The sequence below is a fragment of the Streptomyces sp. AM25 genome (assembly GCF_058146165.1).
Genome location: NZ_JBKIWN010000019.1, coordinates 72,576 through 91,443, shown reverse-complemented (window position 1 = coordinate 91,443; position 18,868 = coordinate 72,576). Strand labels below are relative to the sequence as shown.

At 69.7% G+C, this 18,868-nt stretch carries 18 protein-coding genes; 12 read left to right on the top strand and 6 right to left on the bottom strand.

What is annotated here, in order from left to right:
* Window positions 1–111 precede the first annotated feature (111 nt).
* The gene (locus tag ACLHRZ_RS25410) at window positions 112–696 is read left to right on the top strand and encodes a dihydrofolate reductase family protein (RefSeq protein ID WP_490420827.1); all 585 of its coding nucleotides are present in this window, start codon (window positions 112–114) and stop codon (window positions 694–696) included.
* A 42-nt stretch (window positions 697–738) separates the two neighbouring features.
* Here ACLHRZ_RS25410 and ACLHRZ_RS25405 read toward each other — a convergent pair whose 3' ends face one another.
* Window positions 739–2,160, bottom strand: coding sequence for a hypothetical protein (locus tag ACLHRZ_RS25405; RefSeq protein ID WP_490420826.1), 1,422 nt, complete (start codon window positions 2,158–2,160; stop codon window positions 739–741).
* 970 nt (window positions 2,161–3,130) lie between these two features.
* Between ACLHRZ_RS25405 and ACLHRZ_RS25400 the strand changes: the two genes are divergently transcribed.
* The 7 genes from ACLHRZ_RS25400 to ACLHRZ_RS25370 all read left to right on the top strand — a co-directional run bounded on the left by ACLHRZ_RS25400 (window position 3,131) and on the right by ACLHRZ_RS25370 (window position 10,370).
* Window positions 3,131–3,886, top strand: coding sequence for a class I SAM-dependent methyltransferase (locus ACLHRZ_RS25400; protein WP_490420825.1), 756 nt, complete (start codon window positions 3,131–3,133; stop codon window positions 3,884–3,886).
* A 279-nt stretch (window positions 3,887–4,165) separates the two neighbouring features.
* Window positions 4,166–4,669, top strand: a complete 504-nt coding sequence (locus tag ACLHRZ_RS25395) for a hypothetical protein (RefSeq protein WP_490420824.1) — start codon at window positions 4,166–4,168, stop codon at window positions 4,667–4,669.
* 89 nt (window positions 4,670–4,758) lie between these two features.
* Window positions 4,759–5,604: a DUF4097 family beta strand repeat-containing protein gene (locus ACLHRZ_RS25390; RefSeq protein WP_490420823.1), complete on the top strand. Its 846-nt coding sequence runs from the start codon at window positions 4,759–4,761 to the stop codon at window positions 5,602–5,604.
* Window positions 5,605–5,692: 88 nt separating this feature from the next.
* The gene (locus ACLHRZ_RS25385; protein ID WP_490420822.1) at window positions 5,693–6,919 is read left to right on the top strand and encodes a cytochrome P450; all 1,227 of its coding nucleotides are present in this window, start codon (window positions 5,693–5,695) and stop codon (window positions 6,917–6,919) included.
* A 552-nt stretch (window positions 6,920–7,471) separates the two neighbouring features.
* Window positions 7,472–7,846 (top strand): acyl-CoA thioesterase, encoded by a 375-nt coding sequence (locus tag ACLHRZ_RS25380; RefSeq protein ID WP_490420821.1) that lies wholly within the window; start codon window positions 7,472–7,474, stop codon window positions 7,844–7,846.
* A gap of 59 nt (window positions 7,847–7,905) precedes the next feature.
* Complete coding sequence (locus ACLHRZ_RS25375; protein ID WP_490420820.1) at window positions 7,906–9,396, top strand: acyl-CoA dehydrogenase family protein; 1,491 nt, start codon at window positions 7,906–7,908, stop codon at window positions 9,394–9,396.
* Window positions 9,396–10,370, top strand: a complete 975-nt coding sequence (locus ACLHRZ_RS25370) for a DMT family transporter (protein ID WP_490420819.1) — start codon at window positions 9,396–9,398, stop codon at window positions 10,368–10,370. Before ACLHRZ_RS25375 ends, ACLHRZ_RS25370 begins: the two co-directional genes overlap by 1 nt.
* 65 nt (window positions 10,371–10,435) lie before the next feature.
* Here ACLHRZ_RS25370 and ACLHRZ_RS25365 read toward each other — a convergent pair whose 3' ends face one another.
* Window positions 10,436–10,711 carry a hypothetical protein gene (locus ACLHRZ_RS25365; protein ID WP_490420818.1) on the bottom strand — a complete coding sequence of 92 codons (276 nt, stop codon included), beginning with the start codon at window positions 10,709–10,711 and terminating at the stop codon, window positions 10,436–10,438.
* 182 nt (window positions 10,712–10,893) lie between these two features.
* Here ACLHRZ_RS25365 and ACLHRZ_RS25360 point away from each other — a divergent pair, with 182 nt between their 5' ends.
* Window positions 10,894–11,850, top strand: a complete 957-nt coding sequence (locus ACLHRZ_RS25360; RefSeq protein ID WP_490420817.1) for a hypothetical protein — start codon at window positions 10,894–10,896, stop codon at window positions 11,848–11,850.
* A gap of 57 nt (window positions 11,851–11,907) precedes the next feature.
* Here ACLHRZ_RS25360 and ACLHRZ_RS25355 read toward each other — a convergent pair whose 3' ends face one another.
* The 3 genes from ACLHRZ_RS25355 to ACLHRZ_RS25345 all read right to left on the bottom strand — a co-directional run bounded on the left by ACLHRZ_RS25355 (window position 11,908) and on the right by ACLHRZ_RS25345 (window position 16,544).
* Complete coding sequence (locus tag ACLHRZ_RS25355; RefSeq protein WP_490420816.1) at window positions 11,908–13,557, bottom strand: FAD-binding oxidoreductase; 1,650 nt, start codon at window positions 13,555–13,557, stop codon at window positions 11,908–11,910.
* A 170-nt stretch (window positions 13,558–13,727) separates the two neighbouring features.
* The gene (gene exaC, locus ACLHRZ_RS25350; RefSeq protein ID WP_490420815.1) at window positions 13,728–15,251 is read right to left on the bottom strand and encodes an acetaldehyde dehydrogenase ExaC; all 1,524 of its coding nucleotides are present in this window, start codon (window positions 15,249–15,251) and stop codon (window positions 13,728–13,730) included.
* Window positions 15,252–15,299: 48 nt separating this feature from the next.
* Window positions 15,300–16,544, bottom strand: coding sequence for a GAF domain-containing protein (locus tag ACLHRZ_RS25345; protein WP_490420879.1), 1,245 nt, complete (start codon window positions 16,542–16,544; stop codon window positions 15,300–15,302).
* A gap of 126 nt (window positions 16,545–16,670) precedes the next feature.
* Here ACLHRZ_RS25345 and ACLHRZ_RS25340 point away from each other — a divergent pair, with 126 nt between their 5' ends.
* Together ACLHRZ_RS25340 and ACLHRZ_RS25335 are read left to right on the top strand one after the other, a co-directional pair.
* A complete protein-coding gene (locus tag ACLHRZ_RS25340) occupies window positions 16,671–16,934 on the top strand; it encodes a holin (protein WP_490420814.1) in 264 nt (87 codons plus the stop codon).
* Window positions 16,935–17,258: 324 nt separating this feature from the next.
* Window positions 17,259–17,897, top strand: a complete 639-nt coding sequence (locus ACLHRZ_RS25335) for a hypothetical protein (RefSeq protein ID WP_490420813.1) — start codon at window positions 17,259–17,261, stop codon at window positions 17,895–17,897.
* A gap of 132 nt (window positions 17,898–18,029) precedes the next feature.
* On the opposite strand, the gene ACLHRZ_RS25330 is transcribed toward ACLHRZ_RS25335, so the two are convergent.
* A complete protein-coding gene (locus ACLHRZ_RS25330) occupies window positions 18,030–18,206 on the bottom strand; it encodes a zf-HC2 domain-containing protein (protein WP_490420812.1) in 177 nt (58 codons plus the stop codon).
* A 25-nt stretch (window positions 18,207–18,231) separates the two neighbouring features.
* Here ACLHRZ_RS25330 and ACLHRZ_RS25325 point away from each other — a divergent pair, with 25 nt between their 5' ends.
* Entirely contained in the window at window positions 18,232–18,813 is a 582-nt protein-coding gene (locus tag ACLHRZ_RS25325; RefSeq protein ID WP_490420811.1) for a sigma-70 family RNA polymerase sigma factor, read from the top strand.
* The last annotated feature ends 55 nt before the right edge of the window (window positions 18,814–18,868 follow it).

Genomic DNA, 18,868 nt, shown 5'->3' with positions numbered 1-18,868 from the left:
CTCGGACTCTCGGAAAAATCTGCTTGCTCAACCACTACAGATGAAGCACTATAGATGAAGTGGTTGGTTGTCGGGAGGCACTCGACGACGACCCAACGGGAGGGGACCGTTTTGCGCAAGCTCACCTACTTCGTCGCCTGCACGATCGACGGCTTCATCGGCGACCCGGGCGGCGACGCGTCGTCCATGTACAAGTACGCCACCGAGGAGTTCCTGGAGTACCTCAAGACGGAGTACCCGGAGACCGTCTCGGCCGAGGGCCGCAAGATTCTCGGCTTCGGCGACGTGGAGAACCGGCACTTCGACACGGTTGTCCAGGGCCGGGCCAGCTACCAGTTGGCGCTGGACGCCGGCATCACCAGCCCGTACGCGCAGATGCGCGAGTACGTCGCCTCGCGCTCCCTCACGGAATCGCCCGACCCGAACGTGGAGCTGATATCCGACGACCTGGTGGGCAGGATCCGCGAACTCAAGGCGGAGGAGAGCGGGTTGGGCGTCTGGCTCTGCGGGGGATCGCAGCTGGCGGGCGAGCTGCTGGACGAGGTCGACGAGCTGGTCATCAAGACGTACCCGCAGGTGTACGGATCCGGCATGCCGATGTTCGGCTCGGGCTTCGCGGTCACCGAGTTCACGCTGGGCTCGGTGCGGGTGTTCGAGAACGGTGTGGTGGTCAGGACGTACAGCCGCGTGCGGTGACGGGCCCCCGAGGGGTGCCCGTCACCGCCGTCCCCGCTCCGTTCAGCAGTGGCCGGTGCCGTAGCAGAAGGCCGCCCACTTCACGGCGCCGTCCGGCCCGTACACCACCAGGTTCCCGTCGGCCTGGAGCTTCACCGTCGACCCGGCCACGGGCGCGATGCCGCCCTCGCGGTTGTTGAGGTTGAGCGCCCAGTGCGCAGTGCCGCTGCCGTCGTAGACGACGAGGTTGCCGTCGCTCTGGAAGTCCAGGTGGGCCCCACTGATGTTGGCCTGGCCGCTCCACCAGTCCCTGCGCGGGCCGTTGAGGTGCAGCTGCCCGTTCTTCTGCAGCGTCAGAGTGGTGCCGCCCGCGGTGACGGACGAACCGGCGTTCATCGTGAAGCCGGGCTTGAGGACGACGTCGCCGTTCCCCTGCGAACCGCCGACGGCCCGGTAGATGTTGACCGCCTCGTCACGGAAGGAGGCGGCTGCCGCCTGGTTCAGGCGGGAGCCGGAGTACGAGCCGATGTCGTACAGGCCACCGCCGTTGCGGAAGGCATCGGCATCGTAGACGCCACCGCCGGACGCGCCGCCGGAAAGCTCGCTGTCGCCGTCGCAGGAGCTCTGCAGCAGGATCTGCGGAGGGTTGTCCGGTCCCCAGTGGGCGGGCTGCTCGCACACGTGGAGCTGGTTGACGTCGCCGGGGATCCCGGCAAAGGCGACGTTGGACGGCAGCGCCGCGTTGAAGGCGATGCCGGCGGACCCGACGACGTCCTGCACGTGCTTGCCGTTCTGGGGGTTGACGGCGATGAACGCGGTGTCGTCGCCCTGCTGGTCGTTCTCGGGAGTGATAGCGGCCCCGCGCCAGGTGAACCAGCCGTAAGGGGCGTGCTCGCCGCTCGCGTCGCTGTACCAGCCGGGAGCAAAGCGGTAGTTGGCGTTCGGGTCGATGTCGCCGTCGTCGGAGAGCGTCTTCATGCAGTGGCGGGCGGTGGCGAGGGTGTCGTGATTGTCGGACACGACGACGGTGGCGGTGCACAGGCCTATGTAGCCGGGGCCGCTGTCCCAGTTGAGGCGCCCGGTGAAGGAGCGGACGCTCTCGCGGAGGTCGGCGGCACCGCTGCGGAGGGCGCTCCGCCCCTTTGCGGCGGTGGCTGCGGCTGTCGGCGCGGTGCCGGCGATCTTGACGGACTTGCCGTCCTCGGCGGCATGTCTCTCCGATGAAGGTCTCTCCGAACTGGGCTTGCTCTCGGCCTTCTTGTCGAGGGTGGGAGCGTAGATCTTGTCGTGTGCGTGCTTCTCCCAGTACGAACGGATCTGCGCGTCGGACCGGGCGGCGGACACGTATCCGTCGTGACCGGGGGAGGGGCTGGGGGTGGGGGCCGGCGCCGCCAGGGCGGCCGTCGGCACCAGCAGGCTGCCGGCGACGGCGGCTGCCATGGCCGCGGCGCGGAGCGTGGGTCGTGTGAGGTGCTTGCTGTTCATCAGGCATCCGTCTCCGTGAGGGGCTGGGATGCCGGGATGGTGGCGGGTGCCGTTCAACAGACGGTCGACGCCGTGTCGTTCGCCAGGGCTGCGCCCCGGCCGCCATGCTGTGAGCCACCTTCGCCACCCCTGGTGACCTGCGGCGAAGATGCATTCGACGGCAGGGGAGCACGGGGCGGTCGCCAGGCGTTCGCAAGGGCGCGCCAGGATTCGCCATCCCCGTGACCTGCAGGAATCCGGGACAGCACGGGGGTCCGCGGCGTAGGCAGTTGCTACAGTGACGGGCGTCGCCGACCTGCGGATGACCGTACGTCGGGCAGGGGAACTCCGCGGGTTCCGTGGACTCTGCGAGGCCTGCGGACCGGCCGGCGAGGGCAGTCTCTCGCGCGGCGCACGAAAGACCCGGCTCCGTTGGCCCCCGGAGCCAGGTCCGTCACGCGCGAGGCATCGCGTGGGCCCGGCCGACTACCCGGCGGCCGGGCCCACTTGGCAAGCAGACCGACCGATCGTCCGAAACCACGTCAGCGGCACGCCGTCAGCGCACCAGCTGATCGCAACACCGCGCGATGGCGGCAACCACGTTCAGAAGTGCAGCCGAAAGCGTCATCCACTCGCGAAGCGGGTGCCGCCTTCGGTGTTTCCTTCTGCCCTTCGGCCTCACCATCAGCTCGGCTCCTCACTCTTGCGGTTCCCGGTACGTGTCCCGGGGCCCTGCACCGGACGGGCAGGGCGCCCTGTGAGAGGTAGGGCCGTTGCTGCCCGTAGCGTAGCCGCCACGGAGCGGTGAAGGCTCGACGTCAAGGAATTCCTTGCCATCGGGGGTGAGTTGGGGGATGATGCCGCGCTTCGCCGGGCGGCCTGCCCGCCCACCGCCGCCCTGGCGAAGGGCTCTTGATGGCCTCGGCCGCTGCTGGGATGATCACCCCACTTGCACCACGCGACCCATCGGCCACACTCCCAGGGAGAACCGTTGACCCCCCAATACGACGAGATTGCCGCGCACTACCGCGAGGTCGACCGTGTCGTGGGCCCCTATCGCGAAACCGTGGAGATCCCCTCGCTGTTGCACGCCATCGGCCGGCTGAACGGTGCCTCGGTCCTCGACCTCGGCTGTGGCGTGGGGCCGTTCACCCGCGTGTTACGCAGAGAGGGAGCAGTCGAGGTGCTCGGCGTGGACGCCTCGGCCGCGATGATCGAGCTCGCGCGACGTACGGAGCAGCAGGAGCGACTCGGCGTGCGCTACGAGGTGCACGACATCACCGACCTGCCGGTGCTGGGTGCCTTCGATGTCGTCACTGCGGCCCTCGTCCTGCATTACGCGGACAGCCGCAGCGTCCTGGAACGTATGTGCCGCAGCGCCTACGCCAACCTCGCGCCCCGGGGGCGCCTGCTCGCCATTGTGGGAAACCCCGGTCTGCAGCCGGAGGTATCGCAGCCCAACGGATTCGTCCTGCACCGCCCCGACCGGCTGCGCGACGGGGACCCGTACACCATCTCGATCCCCACCACGCCGCCGACTTCGCTGGACGTCCACTACTGGAGCTGCGCGGCGTACGAGGACGCCCTGAAGAACTGCGGCTTCACCGACGTGTCCTGGGAGCCGATGCGAGGGCTGCCGGCGGACACCGAACCGGTGGGCCTCCTGTTCAGTGCGCGGCGCCCGGGGGAGGGTGAGGACGACCGCCGGGCGGCGGTGGCGGCCGTGGGCGGGGCGCGGTCGGTGTAAGGGGGCTGCTGTCCCGGAGCGGAGCTTGCCCCTGCCCGATCCGCCGGAACGGTCCGGCGGATCGGGCAGGGTGCTGTCCGGGGGATCGGCACCTCATGGCGTCGGGTGGCGCGATGTGGCGCCGCCTGGCCTCACCTGGCGCCACCTGGTGTCATCCGGCATCAGCCCGCACTCCTCAAGTGCCTGGGTGTACATGGCGCCACGGCGGTTCAGGCCCCTCCTCACTCATGGCGCCATAAAGCTTGCATGTGGCGCCATTGTGATGCCATCATGCTCGTCATGGACCTCACGTCGTATGTCGACACCCTGCGCCGCGAGCTGGCGGTGGCCGCCGAAGCCGGCGGGGACGATGCCCGCGAGCTGGCCGAGCGGCTGACCGCTCCGCTGGAGTCGGCGACGCGTCTGACCATGCTCAACGTGCTCTCCGCCGCGATGGACGAGATCACCCGTGAACTCGCCCCCGGCTCGGTCGATGTACGGCTGCGCGGACTGGACCCCGACTTCGTCGTCACACCGCCGCTCGCCGACACCGGGCCCGCAGAAGCAGTGACCGTGCCCGTCGAGCCGCCCGCGGACGGCGAGGAGGGTGGCACCGCCCGCGTCAATCTGCGCCTGCCGGCCCACCTCAAGTCCCGCGTCGAGGACGCTGCGAACCGCGAGGGTCTGTCGGTCAACGCCTGGCTGGTACGCGCCGTATCGGCCGCAGCCGGGAGCGGTGCCCGCCCGCGTGCGACGCAGCCGGCCCGCACCGTCGGACAGAGCTTCACGGGCTGGGTGCGCTGACAGCACTCCGCCCGCACGACTTCACCCGCAACCCACACCACGTCCCCGACGCCGGGGGCGAGCATGAGACCCAAGAGGACGGGACCGCCATGCCTTCTTACGCCACCCCCGAACCGATCTCGGCCACCGCCTTCGTGTACGCAGGCTCCATCCGGTTCACCGCCGGTGACAGCCCCGAGACGGTCGTCGAGGCGCGGCCCCGCGACCCGAAGAAGGACCTGGACGTACGGGCGGCCGAGCAGACCGAGATCACGTACGCCGGCGGCGTCCTGACCATCAAGACGCCCAAGCAGCGCCACATCGTCGGCCGCTCCGGCGTCGTCGACGTGACGGTCGAACTGCCCACCGGCTCGCGCATCGACACCACCGGTGCCTGGGTCCAGGTCCTCGGCGAGGGCCGCCTCGGCGCCGTCCGCGTCAAGACCTCCTCCGGCGACGTCCGCCTCGACACCACCGGCCCGCTCCAGTTGACGGCGTCGCACGGTTCGATCAGCGTCGACCGGGCCGACGGCATGACCGAGATCACCACCAGCACCGGCAGCCTGCGCGTCGGCGCCATCAACGGGCCGGCCGTTCTGAAGAACTCGCACGGCACCACGACCGTCGGCATCGTGACCGGCGACTTGCGGGTGAGCAACGCCAACGGTGACATCGACATCGCGTGCGCCGAGGGCCCGGTCACCGCCACCACCGCCCACGGCACCCTGCGCGTCGCCGAAGTCGCCCGCGGCACCGTCCAGCTGGAGACCTCCTACGGCGCCATCGACATCGGCATCCGCGAAGGCACCGCCGCCTGGCTCGACGCCAAAGCCGACAACGGGCAGGTGCGCAACGCCCTCACCGCCTCCGACACCCCGGAGCAGACGGAGGAAACCGTCCAGGTCCGTGCCCGCACGCGCTACGGCAACATCGACATCCGCCGCGCCAAGCCCTGACCGCCGCCTCTCCGCAGGCCCCTCAAGTCCTCGAACCGCTGGACCCCATGCACGTCTCTGTCATGCTCACGCCAGTAAAGGAAATCCGATGAGTGAAACGGTTCCCACCCCGCACGGTCTTCCGATGGAGCGCAATGCGGGCCCCTTCGACCCGCCCCGCGAAATCACCCGGCTGCGCGAGACCCGCCCGGTCAGCCCCCTGGTCTTCCCCGACGGCCACGCGGGCTGGCTCGTCACCGGATACGAGGCGGTGCGCCAGCTCCTGGCCGACACCCGGTTCAGCTCCCGCCAGGACATCGGCATTCTCCACGTGCCGTACGAGACCCCCGGCATGCCCACTCCCACCGAACCGTCCCCGCAGATACCGGGCATGTTCGTCGCCATGGACCCGCCGGACCACACCCGGCTGCGGCGCAAGCTCATCGGCGCCTTCACCGTCAAACGCATGAAGCAGCTCGAAGAGCACATCGTCGAGATCGCCGAGCGGCAACTGGACGAGATGGCGCGCCTTGCCCAGCCGGTCGATCTCGTCAAGGAGTTCGCGCTGCCGGTGCCCTCACTGGTGATCTGCGAAATGCTCGGCGTCCCCTACGCGGACCGGGAGAACTTCCAGGTCAACTCCGCCAAGTTCCTGGTCAAGGAACAGTCGCTGGAGGAAAAGGTGGCCGCGTACGGTGCACTGACCACGTACCTGGCTGAACTGGTCACGCGCAAACGCGCCGAACCCGGCGAGGACATCCTGTCCGACCTGGCCCGCCAGGACGACCTCACCATCGAGGAACTGGTCGGCATCGCCTTCCTGCTGCTGCTTGCGGGCCACGAGACCACCGCCAACATGCTGGCACTGGGCACCTTCGCGCTCCTGGAGCACCCCGAGCAACTGGCCGAACTGCGCGCCGATCCCGAGCTGCTGCCCGATGCGGTCGAGGAACTCATGCGCTACCTGTCCGTCGGCGACATCTTCTATCGCTACGCCGCGGAGGACATCGAGCTCGGCGGTGAAACGATCACCAAGGGATCGACCGTCGTCGTCTCGCTGCTGGCCGCCAACCGCGACCCCCGGCGCTTCGACAACCCCGACACCCTGGACGTCCACCGCAACGCCCGCGGTCACTTGTCCTTCGGCCACGGCATCCACCAATGCCTCGGCCAGCAACTGGCCCGAATCGAGATGCGCGCCGGTTTCGCCGGCCTGGTGCGCCGCTTCCCGACCCTCGAACTCGCCGTTCCCGCCGACGAGGTGAAACTCAAGACGGACATGAACATCTACGGCGTCCACGAACTGCCGGTCACCTGGACGGAATCAGCCGAATAGAGACGGGATCGGCGGGGTAGAAGCGTCGGCCGGGCGCGTCACCTGCTGCGGCGCCTGCACGAGCGAAACAGGGGGAGCGGCCTCTTCTCGGACAGAGGCCGCTCCATCGGTGTGTTTGGTGCCGGGGCGGTCAGCCGCCCCACCGGCCTTCGCCCCCTCCCGCAGGGCCCGTTCGTTCCGCACGAGTACACCTCCCCGTCAGTTCCGTATGCCACGCTCACCGCGCCCTGCAGTTGAACACTTGGTGCCCGTCGCCGATCCCTTGCGTCATATCCCCGTCCGACTCCCCGCAGTGCCCCGACTCGATGTGTATACAGTCGCCATTCGGCCCCGTGGAATGCCAACTCCGTGCCCGGAGACGCCCGTTCAAGCTCCCGGAAACAGTTGACTTCGTTCGCCGGTATCACTCAGCATCGGGCGGCGCGTTGGCTGCGGCCCTGTCGCGCCGCTTCGCGGTCGGCGTGCTGCATGTCACACCCATGACGGAAGCTCGGCGATGAGACACTGTCGATCAATCGAACAACTGAACCAATCGGGGGTAGAACGTTGAAGGTGACGATTTCGCCGCGCTTCTCCGAAGTCGACGTACTCGGCCATGTCACCAACTCCGCAGTGCCGGTCTGGTTCGAGCATGGACGGTTGCCGATTTTCCGGCTGTTCAGCAAGGAACCGAACATGCGTGACCTCGCGCTCATTCTGCGCCGGTACGAGATCGATTTCACCCGGCAGATCTTCGCGTCGGACGACGTCGTCGTCGAGACGAAGGTCACGAAGATCGGGAACACCTCGATCACCATCGAGCAGACGGCCACGCAGAACGGCGCCGAAGTCGCCCACGGCACCTGCGTCATGGTCCATTTCGATTACGAACGGGAAGCCACCGCAAGCATCCCGGACCATCTGCGGGCCGAACTGACCGCGCTGTAGCACCAGTACCGATTTGCCTGCCGAGATCTGCCCAGATCTGCCCAGATTGGATGATTGCCATGAGTGTGCCGCGCGACCGGCTGGTCGGCCTCGATTCGCCCGAGTTCCTCGACAACTTCCGGCGTAATATCGACGAGTTCGACAGTGCCCGGCTGCCGCAGGAGCCGCTCTCCAAGGAGAGCCTGCAGAAGCTGGTCGACCTGGGCCTCTACCTGCCGGCCATCCCCCGCGAGTACGGCGGCCGGGAGAGCCACCGGGAGATGTGCGAGATCATCGAGATCATGTCCGAGCGCAATCTGCCGATGGGCATGTACACCATGATCGTGACCGTCCTCTTCCTCCGCAACGTGGCGTCCGGCGGTGACGACGTGCTGAAGAAGGAGGTCTTCGACGACTTCCTCCACAATCCCGTCATCGGCGGTCTCGCCTTCACCGAGCCGAGCAGCGGCTCGAACCTCGCGCGTATGCAGACCACTTACCACGACGACGGTGACGTGTACCGGGTCACCGGCATCAAACACTGGCAGGCGTTCAGCGAGCAGGCGGACTGGTGGATCGTCTGCGCCAAGCACCCGGAGCGCAAGGAGTTCGCCTACTTCGCGCACAAGCGGTCGGACGGCGGGTTCGTGACCACCGAGGTCTACGACAGCCTGGGGCTGAAGAACCTCGGATACGGACTGAACACCCTCGACCTGCGCGTGCCCCGCCACTACCGGCTCACCAAGACCCGGGAGAGCCTGGGCGACGCCGCCGAGATCCTGTGCGGGTCCCGGTTCAGCAAGGCCGCCATGGGCAGCGGATTCCTGCGTCGGCTGAGCACGGAGGCGCTGCGTCACGTCAGCACGAGGGCGATAGGCGACGGCACGCTGCACGACATCGACTACGTGCGGTACAAGGTCGACCGCATCCGGCAGAACTACGTCGTGTGCAATGCGCTGTACCGGCAGCTGATGCTGGCGGAGGATTACTACACGGACCTGGAGCACAGCATGTTCGCCTCGCTGGCGACCAAGGTGCTGGCCTCCGAGCTCATGCTGGAATCGGCCATCGACTACCAGCAGTTGTGCGGCGGCGAGGGATACCGCACGGACGCGCCGGACAACATCGCCGCCTACGCCCTCCTCGACGCCCGCGTCTACACCGTCTTCGACGGGACGAACGACCTGCTGTGCCAGCACCTGGCCAACCTCTTCCTGCGCGAGTTCCGGCAGTCCGGGCTCCGTTCGCCGCTCGAGTTCATCGGCCGGTTCGGCTACCTGGAGGACGCGTTCTTCCACATCACCGACATCAACCTCAGCCACCTCATCGACGCGCCGTCCCAGGACAAGACCGTGATTCTGGGCCGCATCCTGTCCCGGGTGTACGGAATCGGCATGCTGGAGAAGGCGTCCCGGTCGACTGCGCCCAACACGCGGCTCGCCGTGGACGAGGCCGATTTCCCGAAGGCCGTCGCGGTGCTGAAGAACGAGATCATCTCCCTGGTCAACGAATACGAGTTGGCGGGCCGGCTCGCCGGCGCTCAGCACCATGCCAAGGTCGGCGTGCGCTAGTGGCCGGCGGGAACAATATCGGGAACAAGAACCTCGGGAACAAGAACCTCAAGGTTTCGCTGATCGTGCTGGTGTTCGTCACCATCTACGGATCGGGATTCGTGGGCGGCCGGTACGGCCTGCCCTATGCGGAACCTCTCTACTATCTGGCGATCCGGTTCGGCGCGACCGCAGTCATCCTGTTCGCCCTCGTCATGTGCTTGCGGGTCAAGTGGCCGCGCTCCGGCTATGTCCACCTCGTCATCAGCGGCATCCTGCTGCAGGGCATCTTCTCCGTCGGCGTGTTCTACGCGCTCTACCACGGTATGACCCCCGCGGTCTCGGCACTGATCATCGCGCTGCAGCCCATTCTGGTATGGCTGATGGTCTCCGTCGTGACCGCGAGAAAGGTCCGGCTGCTGTCGGTACTGGCCCTGATCGGCGGAGTGGTCGGCGTCGCCATCACGGTCTACCGGGGCCTGGAGTCGTCGTCCGGGCTCACCCCGACCAATATCGCCTTCGGCTTCCTCGGCCTGCTGGGGCTGTCCACCGGGCAGTTCTACTTCCAGATGAAGAGCCCCGGCGCACACCCGCTTGTCAACGGATTCGTCCAGTCCGGCTCGTCGGCCGTCGTCATGCTCGTCGGCGCGCTGATCTTCGAAAAGGGCGTCATCCGGTGGACGCCGCAATTTCTGCTGTCCGAACTGTGGATGTCGGTCGGGGTGTCGATCGGTGCGCTCAGCCTGCTGTTCATCCTGATGCGTTCGGAGAGCGCGGACCGGGTCGCGTCGTACTTCTACGGCGTACCGATCGCCGCGGGTCTGATCGCCTGGCCCGTACTGGGCCAGCGCCCGACGGTGTCGGAGATCGTCGGGTTCACGGTCATCGTGATCTCGATCATCGTCTTCAACCGGAGCAGCAGGCCGGCCGCCGCGGAGCAGGCTTCCGCGGCGGTGCCGGCCGACAACTCCGTGCCGGCGGCGGACGGTTCCTGAACGGGTCCGGCCGGGCCCTCGCCCCGGAGGGGGCGGGGCCCGGTCGGGCGAAGCCGAGCGACGATTCAGGGCGCGCCTGGGTCGTCCCGTTCCTCCTTGTGGCGACGGGACGTCCGGCGGAGAACCGCCCGGCGCTGTGCCAGGCGGGCCGCCAACCCGATGACGAGGGCCGCCACCACGTCCGCCACCACCTCGCGCGAGCCGGACAACTGCCCGTGGAGCACGGTCGCGACGACGACCGACGAGACGACCGCGCACCAGAAGTACGGCGTCCCGTTCTCCTTCGTCTGCTGCGCACGCACCAAGGCGTCGTCGTCCACGACCGGCACACGGATCGACAATCCGAAACACCCCTGGCTAGCTGCTCGTTCGGAAAACACCGAAGGCCTGGATCGGCGAATGCCCCGGGCCTTGCCCGCAGAAACCCTTATCGGACGACGATAACTAGCCCTTCTGCCGGTCACCGACCATGGCCGAAGACGATCTGTCGCTGCGTGATCAACTACTGGCACGCTACATCCACATGACGATTGCTTATGTTTTCGGCGGAATGCACAACGAGGGGTCGTCCGCCGGCCCGATGTACGAGCAGTACACCGTTGCCCGCACCACGTACCGCCAGGTCGAGGAGTGGACCGGATACGACCCGGACCAGCTGCTGGGCCGCAGCGAGCCGCCGTTAGGCGCGCCCTCCCGCCGGGTGAAAGCCATTCAGCAGGCGGCGCAGGCGCTCGCCGTGTACGACGTGCTGACCGAGCACGGGGCGCGCCCCTCGGTGACGGGCGGGCTCAGCCTGGGGGCGCAGGTCGCCGCCTGCATCGCGGGGGCCGTGAGCCGCGAGGCCCTATTCACGCTGTTCGCGCGATCGTGGGACGAGCCGCTGAGACCCGGGGGAGAGGCCGCGAGCAGAGCGCAGGGCGTGGCCTTCGTCGGGATCCCGGTCGGGGAGAACCCGGACGGCGATGCCTACGCACCGGAACGGGTCGGCGGCTCGCACCGCGGGGTCGACCTCGGGCCCGTGGGTGACGGCACGATGAGATGCGTCATGTTCTCGGGATACCTGGACCAACTGGACCGGCTCGCCGAGTCGTTGCCGCCCGGACACCAGGTCGCCAAGATCTCACCGGAACTGCCCGCGACGCATTCGCCGATCCAGCAGCACATCAGCGATGCGATGGCGGCCGAGATCGCAGGTATGGATTTCGCCGATCCGAAGATCCCCGTCTGCTCCTGCCTGGAGACGCGCACGCTCACGACGGCCGACGACATTCGGGACCTCTTCCTGCGGATCACCACGACCGGCGTGAGCGTCCCGAAGATGCTCGACGGACTGATGACGCACGAGCCCGGGCTGGCCGTGGTGCTGGGCCCCTCGCAGTTCAACCGGTATCTGCGCTCGCGGGTGCCGGTGGCGCACGTCGAGAGGCCGGGGCAGATGGACGCCGTGCTGGAGGCGGTGGGCGCGGTGGCGGCGGCGTAGCGGCGGGGCAGCCCTGGCCGTTGACGACGCCATGGATTGGAGGGGGCGGGTGAGGGCTCACACAGCCGGCTTGATCGACAGGGCGTGCCGGAACACGTTCCGGGGGTCCCAATGAGCCTTCACCTGACGCAGCTTGGCGTAGTTGCCCTTGTAGTAGAGGGCGTGCCAGGGCACGTCCGACGTGTTCCAGGCCGGGTCTGCCAGGTCGGTGTCCGGGTAGTTGATGTACGAGCCGTCGCTGACGGCGTCGTCCGGGACCGGGACGCCGCCCGTGTCCGCGTAGACGTCGCGGTAGAGGGCGCGGACCCAGGCGAGGTTCGCGGCGTCCTCGGACGCGTCGGTCCAGATGGACTGGAAGACGGCCTTCATGACGGAGTCGCGCTGGGCGACGGCTGTGGCGTCCGGCCGTACCGCCCCGACCTGGCCGCCGTAGCCGACGATGAGCATGCCGCCGGGAATGTGTGCGGAGTCGGTCAGACGGCGGTGGACGGCGGCCAGTTGGCGGTCGGTGAAGGAGCGGCGGAGATAAGCCGCCTTGATCTTGTAGCGGCGGCTGAAGACGTTCCCCGGTTCACCGGTGCCGGGCCAGGTCAGGGCGTGGAGCCAGGGAATCGTGCGGCGGCTGTCGGAGGTGGGCTCGACTCCGGTGCCCGTGGTCACGGCGGAGACGAAGTCCGTGAGGAGGCGTTCCGCGTCGGGGAGGGCGGCCTCCATCTGCACGACCATGGAGAAGAAGCCGGTGCTGCGGTGCATGGGCAGGAGGATCGGGTAGAGACCGGTGTGCGGCGAGCCCGGCGCGCTGTGGTGCTCGAGCCAGGTGCCGAAGTTGCGCAGGATCGCGGTGAAGGCCTTTTCGGTCATCCGTTCGTCCCAGGCCCAGCTCACCACGCACTCCCGCATCTGCTGCGGCGCGGGCGGCAGCAGCAGGGACGGGTCCGTACCGGAGGTGCCCGGTGAACGGAGCCAGTAGCGGGTGACGATCCCGAAGTTGCCGCCGCCTCCGCCGGTATGGGCCCACCAGAGGTCGCGGTGGGGGTCGTCGGGCTCGCGGGTGGCGACGACGCGGGCGGTGCCGTCGCGGTCGACGACCACGACCTCGACGCCGTGGAGATGGTCGACCACGGAGCCGTAGCGGCGCGAGAGAGGCCCGTAGCCGCCGCCCGCGAAGTGGCCGCCCGCACCCACCTCCGGGCACCCGCCGGCCGGGATCGTCACGCCCCAGCCCTTGAACAGGGTGCGGTAGACGTGGCCGAGGGTGGCACCCGGCTGGACGGAGAAGGCGCGGTGCCGGGGGTCGTAACCGACCGCATCCATGGGCGAGAGGTCGAGCAGCATCCGCAGGGCCGGGTCGGCGGTGAAATTCTCGAAGCAGTGCCCGCCGCTGCGGGCAGCGATACGGCGCCCGGACCGGACGGCGTCCTGCACCGCGCGGACGACCTGCTCCGTCGAGCCGCAGACACGGATCTCGTCGGGGTGACCGGCGAAGCGGAAGTTGTTGCCGCGCAGGAGACTCTCGTAGCGGCGGTCGCCGGGCCGTACGGTCACCGGCCCGAGGGCCGGCGATGCCGAAGGATCCGGCTCCAGCGCCATGGCTCCTCCGGCGGACCCAGCCAGCCCGGCCGCCGCCCCACCGACCGCTACCGCACCGGCTCTCGCCAGGAGTTGGCGTCGGCCCAGCCCGTCGTCGTGGCTCACCTGTCGTGTCATCCGAGTCCGTCTCCCTCGCTCCGGCATTCGTGCGGCTCCCACACGCTAGAGCCGCACTCCGTCCGGCGGATCGTCCGAGAGGAGGGCGAACCGGTCTGATTTCCCTAGGGGTTGACGGGAGGGCGGCGTCCGGATGCCTGGGGACGGGCTCGAATGACCTTTCAACTTCCCTAGAAGAAGCCGAGCTTCTTCGCCGAGTACGAGACGAGGAGGTTCTTCGTCTGCTGATAGTGATCCAGCATCATCTTGTGCCCCTCCCTCCCGATCCCCGACTGCTTGTACCCGCCGAACGCGGCGTGAGCCGGATATGCGTGGAAGCAGTTGGTCCACACGCGCCCCGCCTGGATGGCGCGGCCTGCGCGGTAGGCCGTGGTGCCGTTGCGGGTCCAGACGCCGGCGCCGAGGCCGTAGAGGGTGTCGTTGGCGGTGGTGATCGCGTCGTCGAAGTCGGTGAAGGACGTGACGGCCACGACCGGGCCGAAGATCTCCTCCTGGAAGATGCGCATGCGGTTGGTGCCCTCGAAGATCGTGGGCTGGACGTAGTAGCCGCCCTTGAGTTCGCCGCCGAGGTCGGCGCGGGTGCCGCCGGTGAGGATGCGGGCGCCCTCCTGTTTGCCGATGTCGAGGTAGGAGAGGACCTTCTCCAGCTGGTCGTTGGAGGCCTGGGCGCCGATCATCGTGGCGGTGTCGAGGGGGTGGCCGGGGACGATGGCCTCGGTGCGGCTGATGGCCGCCTCCATGAACGAGGCGTAGTGGCCGCGCTGGATCAGGGCGCGGGAGGGGCAGGTGCACACCTCGCCCTGGTTGAGGGCGAACATGGTGAAGCCCTCGAGGGCCTTGTCGAGGAAGTCGTCGTCGGCGGCCGAGACGTCGTCGAAGAAGATGTTCGGGCTCTTGCCGCCGAGTTCGAGGGTGACGGGCTTCAGGTTCTCCGAGGCGTACTGCATGATCAGGCGGCCCGTCGTGGTCTCGCCGGTGAAGGCGATCTTGGCTACGCGCGGGCTGGAGGCCAGCGGTTTGCCCGCTTCCACGCCGAAGCCGTTGACGATGTTCACCACGCCGGGCGGCAGGAGGTCCGCGACCAGGTCCAGCCAGACGTGGATCGATGCGGGGGTCTGTTCCGCCGGCTTGAGGACCACCGCGTTGCCGGCCGCCAGGGCCGGGGCCAGTTTCCACGTCGCCATCAGGATCGGGAAGTTCCACGGGATGATCTGGGCCACCACGCCCAGCGGCTCGTGGAAGTGGTACGCGACCGTGTCCTCGTCCAGCTCGGACAGGGTGCCCTCCTGGGCCCGTATCGCGCCCGCGAAGTAGCGGAAGTGGTCGACGGCGAGCGGGATGTCGGCGGCGAGGGCCTCGCGGACGGGCTTGCCGTTCTCCCAGGACTCGGCTACCGCGAGCAGCTCCAGGTTCTGTTCCATGCGGTCGGCGATGCGGCTCAGCACCGCGGCCCGTTCGGCCGGGGAGGTGCGGGCCCAGCCGGGGGCCGCGGCGTGGGCGGCGTCCAGGGCGGCCTCGACGTCCTCCGCCGTGCCGCGGGCGATCTCGGTGAACGGCTGCCCGTTCACCGGGGTCGGGTTCTCGAAGTACCGTCCCTGCTTGGGCGGTACGTACGCGCCGCCGATCCAGTGGTCGTAGCGCGAGCGGTACGAGACGATCGCGTCAGGGGAGCCGGGGCTCGCATAGCGGGTCATGGGACGCCCTCCGGTTGGCGGTTGCCGGTCGACTGTGCGCCCAGGACGCTAGCGCCGGACAGGTTGCGCGAACGTTGCCCGCAGCAGGCGCGCCCGTACCGCGACCGAGCGGCGGTGCGCCGCGCTCTCCGGGAGCGCGGCCAGCAGCCGCTCCCACACCTCCAGGTCGTCCTCGCCCCAGGGGCTGTCCGCCCACGACTGCAGCGCGCCCGCGTCCCCGCTGCCCAGGACCGCGCGCCGCAGCCGGTCCTCCAGCAGGCGGCGCAGCCTGCTCACGCCCGGCGCCTCGGACAGGGGGAGGAGCGGGCCGTCGTAGTGGTCGAGTGCCGTGCGGAGGTCGCCGGTTGCGAGATGACGTTCCACGCGGGACGCGTCCGTTTCCACCGGGGCGGACAGGCGGTACGGGCGCGAGCCCAGCAGCGGGCCCACCAGGCGCCGCAGCCGGGAGAGTTCGGCGCGCAGCGTCACCGGCGGCACCGCGCGTTCGCAGCCGTAGAGTCCGGCCGCCAGGCCGTCACCGGTGAGGCCCTCGGGGTGGGCCGCCAGCAGCACCAGGATCTCGCTGTGCCGGCGGCCCAGCCGTAACCGGCGGCCCGCCCCGGCCAGTAGCGCCTCGTCCCTGCCGAGCGCCGACAGCGACCAGCCGCCGGCCGCGCCGCCGCGGTCGGCGGCCAGCTGGGCCTCGGCCGCGCGGGCCGTCGCGCGGACCAGGGCCAGGCAGTGCGGGGCGGCGAGCCGGTCGCCGCCGGTGATGTCGACGGCGCCCAGCAGCCGTCCGGTGTGCGGGTCGTGGACGGGCGCGGCGGCGCACGTCCACGGCTGCACCAGCCGGTTGTAGTGCTCGGCGGCGACGATCTGCACCGCGTGGCCCAGGGCGAGGGCGGTGCCCGGCGCGTTGGTGCCGGCGTGCCGCTCGTCCCAGCGGGCGCCCGCGACGAAGTTCATGCGCTCGGCCCGGCCGCGCAGCCCGGGGTGGCCCTCGACCCACAGCATGCGGCCCGCCGCGTCGCAGACCGCCAGCAGGTGCGTCCCGTCGTCGGCCAGGGAGCCGAGCAGCTCGCGGAAGAGCGGCATCGCCCGGGCCAGGGGATGCGCCCGGCGGTAGCCCTCCAGCTCGGGGCCGGACAGTTCGACGGGGGCCAGGAATTCGGGAGCCGGCAGGGCGGCCGCCGAGCGCCGCCAGGACGCGGCCACCAACTCCGCATGGGTGCTGGCCACGAGGAACCTCCTCGAAGGTCGTGGTGCGGGACCGGTGCGGGACGGGGCCGTACGGGGTACACCCGGGACAGGCAGGGGATTGCAGTGAGCACGTCACACGAGACCACGCGCGACGGCACTGCACCACTCCGCGCGGCCCTGCCCACTCGTACCCCCCGACCCCGCTCCGGAACTCCCCGGACCCCAGGAACGGATAGAAGCATGTCCTCCAACACGTCCTCCACCATGTTCTCCAAGGTGCTCGCCGACATAGCCGAACGGACCCTCGCCGCCTACGTCACCACGTTCCTCGGCCTGCTCATCGCCGACGGATCGAACCTCGTCAGCGTCTCCGCCATCAAGGCCGCCGCCATCGCCGCGATTCCCGCCGCCCTCTCCGTGATCAAGGGGGCGATCGGGAGCCGGTTCGGGGACAAGGACAGTGCGGCCTGGCTGCCGCGACGGTTCCAGCGGGGCGCGGTGTAGCGGCGAAGCGGAATCCCTTCCTTCACACGGGGTGTGTGCGTTTCGCCCGCGCACACCCCCTCGCACACGTTCCCGGCGCGGCCCGCCGCGCGGAAGACTCTCCCTTGCGAGTCCCACTTGGCGCGACGGGACCGGGCCCCGGTCCATCCCCCCGAGCCGGTGGCCCGCCGCCCCGTACCGCCGGGCGGACGGTACGGGGCGGGGCCATGCACCCGGGTGCAGTACGCACCCCGCCGTCGCTCCGCCCGGAGCGGGTGCAACGATGTGCGGGTCATGAAAAGTGGGCAGCAGGCGGGACAAGTGCCGCGAGCGTTGCGAGCCGCCGTGTTCGCAGCGGTCTGCGTGCTGCTCGCCGCCCTGGGCCACGCCGTCATGTCCGGGACCACGGTCCCGTGGTGGGCCGTCGCCGTCGCACTGACCGGAACGGGCAGCTGTGCCTGGTTCCTGGCGGGGCGCGAACGCGGGCCGCTGCTCATCACGCTCGCCACGGTGGGCGCGCAGACTGGTCTGCACTCCTTCTTCACCGTTGCGCAGAGCGTCGCGCAGAGGCCGGCGACGGGCCCGTCCATGCCCGCTCCGGTCACGGAGCACCTCACCTGCGGCGGCCTTCCCCCGGCGCCCATGCCCATGGATCACATGGGCATGAGCCACATGGGCATGGACCACATGTCCATGGGCGCCGGCCACGGCGCCCTCGGCATGTGGTCCGCGCACGTCCTGGTCGCCGTCGTCTGCGGCATCTGGCTCTCCGGCGGCGAGCAGGCCGCCTTCCGCCTCGGCCGCACCATCGGCGCACGGCTGTGCGCCCCGCTGCTCCTCCTCTTCCAGGACGTACCGGCCCGCTCCGGCCCGCCGCGCATCCGCGCCGACCGGTCGCGTGCCGCACAGCGGCTGCGCCGGCTGCTGTACGCCCATGTCATCGCCACGCGTGGTCCGCCGGCCGCCCGTGTCGCCTTCTGCTGACCGCTGACGGCGACCCACCCGGCCGAACACGTCACCGGGCTGCCCGCTCCACACCACCGGGCGCCCGGAATCCAGGAAGGACCCGGGGCGATGACCCCTGCCCGAACAACCCTGTCAGCCGATGTCCACCCGTCAGCCGATGTCCAGCCGCCTGGCCAGCACCTTGAGCCGCAGCGCCCGTTCGCCCCAGCGGCGGCACTCGGCGCACCCGCGCAGGTGCGCGTCGAGCGCCGCGCCGGTCGTTCCCGGCGGCAGCTCCTCGCGGTCGATGCGGGCGGATATGGCGGTACGGGCCTCACTGCAGTGCACCCGGCCATCGTCGCAGGAGGCCGCCGTGCGTGACGACGAGACGGTGACCGCCTGGGCGCTCGCCGCCCGCAGCGGCGACGCCGATTCCGTGGAGCGCTTCATCCGCGCGACGCAGAGCGACGTGCGGCGGTACGTGGCCCGGCTGAGCAACGATCCGCAGGGCGCGGACGACCTCGTGCAGGAGACGTACCTGCGGGCCCTGCGCTCGCTGGCCCGTTTCGAGGGCCGCTCCTCCGCCCGCACCTGGCTGCTGTCCATCGCCCGCCGCACGGTCGTGGACCGGCTGCGCTTCCAGGCGGCGCGGCCGCGGCTGTCCGACACCGACGACTGGCTGTCGGCCGCCGAGCGGGTGCAGTCCGCCGGGCTGCCGGGCTTCGACGAGGGCGTGGCCCTCTCGCAGCTGCTCGACCGGCTGCCCTACGAGCGCCGTGAGGCGTTCGTCCTGACCCAGCTGCTCGGACTGCCGTACGCCGAGGCCGCGGTGGTCGCGGGCTGCCCGGTCGGCACCGTGCGCTCCCGCGTCGCGCGGGCCCGCGAGTCGCTGATCGGCCAGCTGGAGACGGCCGAACGCGATGTGCCGGTGCGCGTACCGGCCATGGCGGGGTAGGCGGCGACGCGTACGAAGGGGGCCACGGGCGCTGTCGCCCGTGGCCCCCTTGCGC